Source organism: Bariatricus massiliensis (assembly GCF_900086725.1).
Classification (GTDB): domain Bacteria; phylum Bacillota; class Clostridia; order Lachnospirales; family Lachnospiraceae; genus Allocoprococcus; species Allocoprococcus massiliensis.
The window spans coordinates 106,503-118,945 of sequence record NZ_LT574836.1 but is presented as its reverse complement, the minus strand read 5'-3'; the positions used below and the strand labels follow the sequence as shown (position 1 = coordinate 118,945).

The 12,443-nt window shown below is 46.1% G+C and carries 7 protein-coding genes; all 7 read right to left on the bottom strand.

Annotated features, from left to right (window positions below; translation table 11 throughout):
- Window positions 1-42: 42 nt before the first annotated feature.
- Window positions 43-1,032 carry a rod shape-determining protein gene (gene mreB / locus BN6465_RS02235; protein WP_066731312.1) on the bottom strand — a complete coding sequence of 330 codons (990 nt, stop codon included), beginning with the start codon at window positions 1,030-1,032 and terminating at the stop codon, window positions 43-45.
- Window positions 1,033-1,180: 148 nt separating this feature from the next.
- Entirely contained in the window at window positions 1,181-4,027 is a 2,847-nt protein-coding gene (uvrA, locus tag BN6465_RS02230; protein ID WP_066731310.1) for an excinuclease ABC subunit UvrA, read from the bottom strand.
- A 13-nt stretch (window positions 4,028-4,040) separates the two neighbouring features.
- A complete protein-coding gene (gene uvrB, locus BN6465_RS02225; protein ID WP_066731308.1) occupies window positions 4,041-6,026 on the bottom strand; it encodes an excinuclease ABC subunit UvrB in 1,986 nt (661 codons plus the stop codon).
- A gap of 240 nt (window positions 6,027-6,266) precedes the next feature.
- The gene (locus tag BN6465_RS02220; protein ID WP_066731306.1) at window positions 6,267-6,599 is read right to left on the bottom strand and encodes a DUF3795 domain-containing protein; all 333 of its coding nucleotides are present in this window, start codon (window positions 6,597-6,599) and stop codon (window positions 6,267-6,269) included.
- Between the two features lie 33 nt (window positions 6,600-6,632).
- The gene (locus BN6465_RS02215; protein ID WP_066731305.1) at window positions 6,633-7,358 is read right to left on the bottom strand and encodes a gamma-glutamyl-gamma-aminobutyrate hydrolase family protein; all 726 of its coding nucleotides are present in this window, start codon (window positions 7,356-7,358) and stop codon (window positions 6,633-6,635) included.
- 45 nt (window positions 7,359-7,403) lie between these two features.
- A complete protein-coding gene (locus BN6465_RS02210) occupies window positions 7,404-11,306 on the bottom strand; it encodes a PAS domain-containing hybrid sensor histidine kinase/response regulator (protein WP_082891568.1) in 3,903 nt (1,300 codons plus the stop codon).
- A gap of 40 nt (window positions 11,307-11,346) precedes the next feature.
- Entirely contained in the window at window positions 11,347-12,243 is an 897-nt protein-coding gene (locus tag BN6465_RS02205) for a LysR family transcriptional regulator (protein ID WP_066731300.1), read from the bottom strand.
- Between the last annotated feature and the right edge of the window lie 200 nt (window positions 12,244-12,443).

The following is a 12,443-nucleotide window of genomic DNA, read 5'->3' as shown; positions in this document are numbered from 1 at the left end:
TGCGACAATATCAAACTAACCCAAGACCTTATCAGCTATCAATTAAAGGTCCTTTCTTCCACTCATGAACTCCACGAACTGGCCTGTACCGATTGCCACTACCTTCATGGGATCTTCTGCTGTCATAGTATTGATTCCTGTCTTCTCTTCAATCAACTCCTCCAGCCCGCGCAGCATGGCGCCTCCACCCGTAAGGACAATCCCTCTGTCAAGAATGTCCGCTGATAACTCTGGGGGGGTGCGCTCCAGAACCGCAATAACTGCCTCAACAATCTGACTCGTAGTCTCACGGAGCGCTTCCTCTGTCTCAGAGGAAGTGACAGTCACGGTCTTAGGAAGGCCAGTCACCAGATTACGTCCACGCACTTCAAGCATCTCATCCTCCACGAGAGGATAAGTTGTCCCTATTTTAATCTTGATATCCTCCGCTGTGCGCTCTCCAATCAAAAGATTGTGCTTTTTACGCATATAACGGACAATGGCTTCATCGAAGTCATCCCCTGCAATTTTAATAGAAGTATTGACAACCGTTCCGCCCAATGAAATAACTGCAATATCAGAAGTCCCTCCTCCGATATCCACAATCATATTGCCGCATGGCTTAGCAATATCAATGCCTGCGCCAATAGCCGCAGCCACCGGCTCTTCAATCAAATTCACTTCTCGCGCTCCGGCAGCAAAGGTGGCTTCCTCCACCGCCTTCTTTTCTACCTCCGTAACTCCGCTGGGTACGCAGATACTGATGCGCGGCTTCTTAAAGGTACGCTTGCCCAGCGCCTTCTGAACAAAATATTTAATCATCTTCTCAGTAACTGTATAGTCGGAAATAACTCCCTGTCTCAGCGGTCTTACAGCCACAATATTGCCCGGAGTCCGTCCAAGCATCATTCTTGCATCTTCACCGATAGCCCTGATAACATTGGTGTCTCTGTCGAATGCAACTACAGAAGGCTCTTTCAGCACAACACCTTTGCCCTTTACATAAACGAGCACACTCGCTGTTCCTAAATCGATTCCTATATCAACTGACATGCTGATTCCCCTTTCATTATACTATCTATATCCATTATCTTTCGTTACTTCATCTCCACAAACCTGTATGGGTCACATACATATCTCATTATAATAAAAATTGTAATAAATGGAAAGAACTTTTTTTAATTTTAGATTTTCTTAAGGTTTATCCCTTTTTCAGCATCGCATTGATATATTTTCCTGTGTAGGACTTAGGATTGGCGGCTATTTCTTCCGGTGTTCCGGTAGCCACTATCGTGCCGCCCCTGTCTCCTCCCTCCGGGCCAATATCAATAATGTAATCCGCCGTCTTGATGACATCCAGATTATGTTCAATGACAATCACCGTATTGCCGTCCGCAGACAGCCGATGCAGGATTTCCGTCAGTTTATGCACATCCGCAAAATGAAGCCCCGTGGTAGGTTCGTCTAAAATATACACTGTCTTACCTGTGCTGCGCTTGCTCAGCTCTGTGGCCAGCTTGATTCGCTGTGCCTCTCCGCCCGACAAAGTCGTAGACGGCTGCCCCAGCTTGATATAGGACAAGCCAACGTCGTACAGTGTCTCCATCTTTCTTCGGATACTGGGCACATTCTCGAAGAAGTGCAGCGCCTCCTCCACCGTCATATCCAGCACATCATAGATGCTCTTTCCCTTATATTTTACCTCCAGAGTCTCTCTATTATACCGTTTTCCTCCACAGACTTCACAGGGCACGTAAACATCCGGCAAAAAATGCATCTCGATTTTAAGAATACCATCTCCGCTGCAGGCTTCACACCTGCCGCCCTTCACATTAAAACTAAATCTCCCCTTTTTGTAACCCTTAGCCTTGGCATCCGCGGTAGCCGCAAATAAATCACGAATCAAATCGAATACCCCGGTATAAGTAGCCGGGTTAGAGCGGGGTGTTCTTCCGATAGGGGACTGGTCAATATCAATGACCTTATCCAGCTGTTCCAATCCCTCCACGGCCTTATGCTTACCGGGAATCACCCTTGCCCGGTTCAGCTTGCGGGCCATTTTCTTATATAGAATTTCATTGACAAGGGAGCTTTTCCCTGAGCCCGAAACACCAGTCACGCAAGTCATGACTCCCAATGGGAATTTTACATCAATGTTCTTCAAGTTATTTTCTGCCGCTCCTACTACCTTAATCCATCCGGAGGGCACCGCCCTCTCCTTCGGCACCGGTATCTTGATTGCGCCGCTCAAATAAGCGCCTGTAATGGAGTCCTTCACCTTCATAATCTCCTCGGCAGTCCCCTGCGCGACCAGTCTGCCGCCGTGTTCTCCGGCGCCGGGGCCGATGTCAATCACATGGTCCGCAGCCAGCATGGTGTCTTCGTCATGTTCTACGACAATCAAGGTATTCCCCAAGTCCCGCAGGTGCTTCAATGTGCCGAGAAGTTTATCGTTATCTCTCTGGTGCAGCCCGATACTTGGCTCATCCAGTATATAGGCCACTCCGACCAGACCTGATCCGATCTGTGTGGCAAGACGGATTCGCTGTGCCTCCCCGCCCGACAGGCTGGCTGTCGCACGCGCAAGCGTCAGGTAATCCAATCCCACGTCAATAAGGAACTGAATCCTCGCAGTAATCTCCTTTAAAATCTGTCCGCCAATCAGCAGCTGAGTCTTTGTTAGTTCCAGACCGTCCATAAATGTCTTCAAAGTTTCAATGGACATGGACGTCACCTCAAAAATATTTTTATCCCCGACCGTCACGGCCAGCGCTGCCTTTTTCAGCCTCTGCCCCCCACACTCACGACATGGCGTAATACGCATAAAACTTTCGTATTCTGCCTTCATCGTCTCCGAGCCAGTCTCACGGTAACGCCGTTCCACATTCTTTATCAAGCCTTCAAAAGCAACGTCATATATACCAACGCCCCTCTGCCCGGCATAATGAACCTTTACTTCCTTCCCGTTCGTTCCGTAAATCAACACGTCGTGAATCTTTTTCGGATAATTTTCAAAGGGCGTATCCAGACTGAACTTATATTCCTCGCAGAGTGCTTCTAAAATGGCATGGGTAAAGCTCGACTTATCCGTGCAGGACTGCCAGCCGGTCACCGCGATTGCCCCTTCATTAATACTCATGCTTTTATCCGGAATCATCAAGTCTTCATCAAATTCCATCTTATACCCCAGACCAAAACACTCCGGGCACGCTCCGAAGGGATTGTTAAACGAAAAGCTCCTCGGCTCAATCTCATCAATGCTGATGCCACAATCCGGGCAGGAAAAACTCTGGCTGAAATTCATCGGTTCCCCACCGATCACATCGATCACCAGCAGCCCTTCTGATAAAGCCAGTACGCTTTCTATGGAGTCCGTGAGCCGTTTCTCTATCCCCTGCTTGACTACAAGTCTGTCCACAATAATTTCAATATTATGTTTAATATTCTTGTCGAGGGTTATTTCCTCCGTCAGCTCATACATATTACCGTCCACACGCACGCGCACATAACCACTGCGCTTTGCCCGTTCAAACAGCTTAGCATGGGTTCCTTTCCTTCCCCTTACGACAGGTGCAAGCACTTGGATCTTCGTGCCTTCCGGCAGTTCCATCACATGGTCCACCATCTGGTCTACCGTCTGTTTTTTTATCTCTTTCCCGCACTTTGGGCAGTGGGGAATTCCGATTCTGGCATAAAGCAGACGAAAATAATCATAGATTTCCGTCACCGTCCCAACCGTAGAACGTGGGTTTCTGTTTGTTGATTTCTGGTCAATGGAAATGGCCGGCGACAACCCCTCGATACTTTCAACGTCCGGCTTTTCCATCTGTCCAAGAAACTGCCTCGCGTAAGAGGACAGAGATTCCATATATCTTCTCTGTCCCTCCGCGTAAATCGTATCAAACGCAAGGGAAGATTTCCCTGAGCCGCTGAGCCCTGTCAACACTACCAATTCATTTCTGGGAATATTGACATCCAGATTCTTCAAATTGTGCTCATTGGCACCTCTTATCTTAATATATTGTCTGTTATCCTTTTTCATCGTCATCTCTTTACCTCTGTTACTCCATATCATTGAGCTGCTTTTTCAGCTCTATTAATTTATCTCTCAACTCCGCAGCCGCCTCAAAATTAAGTTCCGCAGCCGCCTTCTTCATCTGTTTTGTGATATCCTTCACTAGTTTTTCCAATTCCTGTCTGCTCATAGATTCTGGATCTTTTTCCATGCGGAGCTCTTCGGCCGCCACCTTCTTCGAGATGCTGATAAGATCACGAACAGACTTCTGGATTGTCTGAGGAGTGATGCCATGCTCTTCGTTATAGGCCATCTGTACCGCGCGCCGGCGCTTTGTCTCATCGATAGCAACACGCATAGAATCCGTAATCTTATCGGCATACATGATAACATGTCCCTCCGCGTTACGTGCCGCACGCCCTATCGTCTGAATCAGTGAAGTTTCAGAACGCAGAAATCCTTCCTTGTCCGCATCCAGTATGGCAACCAACGTAATCTCCGGTATATCCAGTCCTTCTCTCAGCAAGTTGATTCCCACAAGGACATCAAACACATCAAGCCTCATATCCCTGATAATTTCAGAGCGTTCCAGTGTATCGATATCGGAATGAAGATACTTGACTCTGATTCCCAGCTCCCGCATATAGTCCGTCAAATCCTCCGCCATTCGTTTCGTGAGCGTGGTAATAAGCACCTTGTTCTTCTTTGCGGTCTCCTTATTGACTTCCCCGACCAAATCGTCGATCTGTCCCTCTATCGGGCGCACTTCCACCTCCGGATCAAGAAGCCCCGTGGGCCGGATGACCTGCTCTGCACGCAGCAACTCATGCTCCTCCTCATACGTCCCGGGAGTCGCGGACACAAACATGACTTGATCAATTTTACCCTCGAACTCTTCAAAATTCAACGGCCGGTTGTCTTTGGCCGAGGGAAGGCGGAACCCATAATTCACCAAGGTTGATTTTCTCGACTGGTCTCCGTGATACATGCCTCCAATCTGAGGAATTGTTTTGTGGGATTCATCAATAATCATCAAAAAATCATCCGGAAAATAGTCAATTAACGTGTGGGGCGGCTCTCCCTCTTTCAACCCGGTCAAATGGCGGGAATAGTTTTCAATTCCTGAACAAAATCCTGTCTCACGCATCATCTCTATATCAAAATTCGTCCGCTCCGATATACGCTGTGCCTCGAGCAGCTTGTCCTCGCCTTTGAAATAGCGTATCTGCCCTTCCAGTTCCTTCTCAATTTCCACGATAGCACGCTCCATGCTGTCCTTAGATACAACATAGTGCGAGGCCGGGAAAATAGGAACATGGCCAATCGAATTAAGAATCTCTCCGGTCAAAACATCGATTTCTGTAATCCGTTCTATCTCGTCGCCGAAAAATTCAATCCTGAACGCAATCTTTTCAGAGTATGCAGGAAAAATCTCCACCACATCCCCCCGTACCCGGAAAGTACCACGCTTAAAATCCATATCGTTCCGTTCATATTGAATCTCAATTAGTTTTTTTAACATTTCGTCCCGGTCTTTCGTCATCCCCGGGCGCAGTGAGATAACCATCTCCTGATAGTCGATGGGGCTTCCCAATCCATATATACAAGATACGCTGGCTACGATGATAACGTCATTTCTCTCTGAAAGTGCCGCTGTGGCAGAGTGGCGCAGCTTATCTATCTCATCGTTGATAGCCGAATCCTTGGCAATGTATGTGTCAGAAGACGGAACATATGCCTCCGGCTGATAATAATCGTAATAGGAGACGAAATACTCCACCGCGTTCTCTGGGAACATCTCCTTGAACTCCCCATACAACTGAGCAGCAAGTGTTTTATTATGAGCGATTACGAGCGTTGGTTTTTGTAATTCCTGAATGACATTCGCCATTGTAAATGTCTTTCCTGAACCCGTAACCCCTAGTAAAGTCTGGCATTGATTGCCTTCTTTGAAACCTTTTACTAAGGCTTCAATAGCCTGTGGCTGATCGCCTGTCGGCTGATATGGGGCCTGTAATTTAAACTCTGGCATATATCCACCTCCGTCTGTGACCTGTAAAAAAGTCCTAAAAATATACTTGTTCACTAACGTAGATAGTATACCATAACAACAAAAAAAAGTATAGAGCAAATATGAACATTTGTTCTGTGTTTTTCTTCCATATACACACTTGTGGACATAACCAGCACAGCGGGGTAGGTTTGACCTACCCCGCTGTGCTACGAACCGGAATTTACCATTCACTCATATATTATCTTCAAATGACACCGTTTATCCTTTCAGATTTTTCAGAGCGTCCGGATCATTTGAGATTACCATTGCAACAGTCTGACACTTTTCTATATCTGGACATTCGCCACATGTTGCCATACCTTTTTTCAACGCACACTGACGAATGCCACAAAGGCTATTGCAGTATACCGTTTTTACCCCATCAACACGGCAGCCCTCACAGTTGATATGTTCAGGGAGAATGGGGGCATTATTTAACTCGGCCCACAAATTTGCAGTCTTCTCACGCAATGCCTGATCGTCATTGATTGTTGCAATATATGCGTCACATTTTTCACAGTCCAGCCCACAGTATCCAATCATATTCCTCATGTTATGTACCTCCTAAAATCTCTGTTTGCCATTTTACTTTGCATCATCCTCTTTTGCCGCTTCTAAAAAAGCTCCTAAGATCTTCCGGCTCTCCCCACTTTTGCGATACGAAAATTCGGGATGCCACTGTACGCCCCATACGAAACGCTTCTCCGGCATGTAGATGGACTCAATAATCCCGTCCTCGGCCTGCGCCATAATCCCGAACGGCTCCGCAAGCTTCTTTACTGCCTGATGATGACAACTGTTAACGGGGCATTCCTCAGCCCCCAGCACTGCTGCCAACGGCGTATCCGCCAGCACTTTCACACAATGGGCCTTTCTGTCATAGGGGGCTTCCATGCGATGTCCTATATTTTCCGGAACCTCCGTCCCCAAATCTTGGTATAGGCTTCCCCCAAAAACCGCATTCATCATCTGCATTCCTCTGCAGATTCCAAGCACCGCTTTATTCTTCTTTACTGCATGGATAAGAATATACTTATCCATTGCATCACGGAGAGGCACCGTTTCCTTGCAGTTGCTGCTCTTCTCTTCGCCATATAAAGACGGATCCACATCAGGCCCTCCCGTCATAAGAAACCCGTCACAAGTCTCCAGAAAGTACTCCAATTCCTCAGCCTTATCCGTCAAGGGCAGCATAAGTGTAACCGCCCCTTGCTCCTCCAGCGCCTTCATATAGCCGGGAAGCATCCAATAGCTATCTCTTTCCGTATCATATAAAGGCATAATGCCAATCACGGCTTTGTCTTTAAACATCCTGTTCTCCTCCAATAAATTTTATTATTTTCCAAACATGAAAGGCTAACTGCAGTTCAATACCTTCCAAAGGGTCTGCTTCATCACTTCAATATCAATAGGTTTAGCTATATGTCCATTCATTCCGGCGGCAGCAGCCTCCCTCACATCTTCCGCAAAGACATTAGCAGTCATCGCAATAATTGGAATGCCTGCGGCGTCCGGCCTTTCCATCTTCCTGATAGCCCGGGCCGCTTCATATCCATTCATGACAGGCATCTGTATATCCATCATCACTGCATCATATATTCCGGCCGGCTTAGAAGCAAACTCCTGAACTGCCTGAAATCCATCCCGCTTCACCACAGCCTTTGCCCCATACATCGCCAGCAGCTCACACAAAATTTCCGCATTGATTGCATTGTCTTCCGCCACCAGAAACAAACGTCCCTCAAATATTGCTTTATCCGCAACATCGAGAGAACGTCCCGTATCAGTTTCCCGGGGATTCTCTTCCCACTGTTTCAGGCCTTCCACTTCCAGTTCTACTTGAAATCTGGTTCCCTGATGGACTGTGCTCTCCACAGAAATCTGGCCTCCCATAAGCTCGACCAGCCCCTTTGTGATACTGAGCCCCAGCCCTGTGCCTTCCACCAGCGACGAACTCTTGCTCCTCATAAACGGTTCAAAAACATGGGCAAGAAACTCTTCCGACATCCCTACCCCCGTATCGCTCACGATAAAACGATAGCGTATCCCAGCACTATCCTTCAAGGATGGAATCTCCTCCACCTTGAACTCTACGCTGCCTCCCTCGGGTGTGTATTTCACTGCATTACTGAGTATATTAATCAGAATCTGATTGATGCGCAGCCCGTCCCCGTAAAACCAAGTATGCTCTATCTCTCCGCAGTCCACTGTGAATTCAAGGCCCGCCTCCCTCGCCTGCGGCTCCATAATGGCAGAAATCTGTTCTATCAATTTTCTGATGGAAATTCTCATCCTGTTCAAACTTATCTGAGACCGCTCAATCTTGCTCATATCTAAGATATCATTTATAAGACTGAGCAAATGTCTGGAAGAGAGCTCAATCGTACGCAGATATCCTTCTACTTTTTCTCTGTCCCCCAAATTAGCCTGTGCCAGCGTGGTCATGCCCATGATAGCATTCATCGGCGTACGAATATCATGGCTCATGGCCGACATAAATTCACTTTTTGCTCTGCTTGCTTCCTCCGCCAACGCAAGCGCATTTTCCAACGTCTTCTTTGTCTGCCGTTCGGCCGCAAGCATATCCGTGACATCCGCTCTTACAAGACAGATTGTCTTGTGGTTCACATCTCCCCACATAACATTTATCTGTTTATACCGCTCCTCCCCATTCTTATAGGAAAAAAGGAAATCATATCCCTGCGGTTTTTCACGCAGGCATCTTATCATCGTATCAATCTGGAACTCCTCGCGGGCATTACTAAGATTCGTATCCGCACCATACTTTCCCACGAAACGCTGAATCGCCTCCGTATAATCTTCCACGAAGTAAGGCGGCAAATTGGCAAGTACCGTCTTCCTTGAATACAAAGTGAGATTGTGGTTCTCAATATTGACGAAACCAGCCAATTCAAACGTGTAAGCTATCACATGCAAAAGCCCCTGCTGCTCCCTGACCGAGTCCGTAATATCCGCTCTTGAAAGACATACCCTTCCCAGACGGAGGTCGGCGGCTGAAACCGTGATATTCTTTGTCCGGATGTTTCCACAATCATCATAGACCGAAAACGCAAACGTATAAGTCCCTCTTTTTTCCAAACGTTCCAGCATATGCTCAGGCGCCAGCCCTTCGATGTACCGCTGCCTGTCGCTTGGAACCACTCTCTTCTCCATCATATAAGCAATCCACTGTGAATGGCTTCCTTTGTTTTTGGGAGACAAACCATCCTCATCATTACTCATTAAAACCGTGTAAGTATCCTCTGTCAAATCCACATCTACGATAAAATCATAGCCAGCCGCCGACAATCTGTGTAATATACGTTCCCTTATCGTCTTCTCTGTAATGTCTGTGATAGTCAAAATCCCCGTGACATCTCCACTGTCCGGCGTAGCCACAAGATTTACCACTATCTGGACATATCTTCCCCGCTCTTCCTTTGGAAGCTTGACAAAACAAGAAAGTTTCTGTTCCGTTTCTTTCCTCTCGAACGCTTCCAGCGCCGGCTTGTTCAAGTACATTTTCAAAAACGCACTGCGCTCTTCTTCCTCTACAATAAGGCTGCTTATTCCAGTAAAAAATTCTTCCCTTACAACACCGAATGTCTCCAGCAGATCAGAATCCGTGTGGTCGATAATTTCCAAAATTAAATTTTGGGTGATATTACAGTGTCCCAAAACAAGTGTGTTTGGCTCCTGAACACGATAATGCTGCATAATTAAATCCTGATACTGCTGCCGAAGCCTGCTCTGTTCTTCCAGCTGCTTTGTCATATCCTGATATACGGAATATATTCTTCTCTCTCCACCCTTACTTTCAATCAGTGAGAGTACATTTTTCACCCACACATATTCATCGGCGCCCTTTTTTATGCGGTATACAATCTCACAGTGGCTTTCCCCGCTGGCTATATACAGCTCCATCTGTTCATTGACATATCTCTGATCCTCCGGATGCACTCCCGACATAGCGTCGTTCCGGTATAAATCCCATGCCTCCTCCAGCGGCATGCCTGTCATTGCGGCAAATCCTTCTGATAAAAACTCTGGTTTCATGACACCATCTTTTTTATCATAACAGACTACCGCTACCCCTCCCGGAAGATGCTGCAGTACAGTTTGAAAATATTTTTCAAGCCTTTCTTTCTCCATGCGGCTCAGCACTTCATCGGTGATTTCCCTGACAGACCTGACATAAGCCTCCAGACCATTCCAATTTGTCTCACGGAACCGGGTACTGTAATATCTCCCGGTCTCCTCGATTTTCATCACATGCTCCTTCCCATCCGGCGCATGATTTTGCAGAGTACAAAATTCACAAGGAGCATCTTTTCCGTGAAGAGCGGCATAGCACTTCTGCCCCACACAGTCTCTTCCCTCCAGAAATAGTCCGCTTGCTTCGTTGGCATAGAGCAGATCATAGTTGCTCTTATCTATCACATAAATACCCTCGGCAGTTTCGTTAGAAATAGCCTGCATCAAATGTGACTCACCCGACATTCCTGTGTAGACAGCATAGAACTTCATATTACCTGCCCTCGGACCCATTCTTCGGGCATTGAGGTGAATCCAAATCAGCCTCCCTTCCTTGTGCCACACCCGGAAAGATATATCCATCGTCTCCCCGCTTTCAAGCGCCGTCTTGAGCGCTGCTTTTACCCTCTCTTTATCACAAGAATAGACAATACCGGGCATATCCTGCCGTACTATCTGCTCATACTCTTCTCTCGTATGGCCCGTCAATGACGCAACGCCATCAGAAAAGTAGGTAAGGGAAATGCGTGATTCCTCAATCTGATAGCTGGCAATACCCCCGGGAATGGAATTCACAAGATGATCCAATTCCAGTTTCGCTTCTTTTAAATCAGAAATATTATGGAACACACAATGCAGAAGCGGGCACCCGTCCTCTTCCCCTATCCATTTGATTTGGACACGTACCCAGACAATATGCCCGTCTCTGTGCTGTTTACGAAATTCAATCTGGGAAACCTCATGAGTACGGATGACTTCTCTGGCTTTTGACACCACCATCTCTGTGTCCTCCCAGTAAGTCATTTCCGCCGCGTCTTTCTTAATTAATTCATGGTATTCTTCCACCGTATACCCCGACAGTTCCGGCACGCCATCGGAGAAATATACCGTTTCAAAAATGTCAGAAACCTTATATATTGCTACCCCGCCCGGTATGGCGTTGATAATATCCTGCATCTTCTCATTGGCTTTTGTCAGCTCCCGTTCCAACACATTAGCCTGCATCTTCTGTTCCTCCTTTAATAAAGCTGTCAATCACCCAATTCTACAGGTTGCCGTCAGTTTTTCTCCTATCCGTCGTCATAAATTCCAGAAACTCTTTTTCTCTCTTTGTAAGCTGATAATTCTTAGAAATCACGTAACAGGAAGTTAAGTAAAGCTTCTTGTCCCTTATGGGGATAAGTTTCACCCCACTTTTTTGAGGAATATTTTTGTAGGCCATGATAGTGAGATATTCTCCGCTCATCACCGCATCGTAAAAACTCCCCCTGTCCGAGACCTCCAACAGCTGTTCATTTTCTTCTATACCTAATAGTTTTAAGAACATCTTGGAGCTAGTATCATCGTAAGATACATAGGGATACCCGCCCAATTCTTTTATCTCTATCTCCTCCGTCTTTGCCAGCTTATGGTTTTCCGACATCATAGCGAACATGGGCATAGGCTGAAACAGTCCCTCCATCTGTAGTCCCATATTTTCAGCTAATTTATAATACTTTCCTTTTTTCTCTTGAGCAAAAAATACAATTCCCATTGTACTTTCTCCCGCCAGAACGGATTCCAGCACTTCTCGGTTGCCCATCTCCCGAATTTTATCCGGGAGCCTAAGTTTCGTACTATTTTTAAATTTAAGGAACATTTCCATTATGTACGTTGCATAATAGCAGGAAATACTTAAAGGTTTTTCATCCGCATAGTTCAGTTCCCTGATTTTCTTTAATTCCAGCAAAATTATTTTTGCACTTTTTATGAATTCTTCCCCTAGCTCTGTCACTTCAATTCCAGATTTACTCCTATGGAAAATCTTATATCCCAGCTCTTCCTCCAGCCCTTTTATCACCCCGCTCAAATATGGCTGAGATAGGTAAAGTTTCCCCGACGCTTTGCTGATAGAGCCATATTCTGCCGTCTTTACAACATATTCCAAATGGTTAAAATTCATCTCGTTCCCTCCCCGCAGACACGTTTCAGCCTCTGCACCCTTCTCTCTAAATATGCCATTGTCCATAACCAATAACTTATAGATATTAAAATTTTGTAGATTACCAATTTTTCACAAGACATAGTATATTTTTATTATAACAATTATGCATTTTTGCCATAAATCAATTCTATTTATTAACATTCATTATATATAAGTAT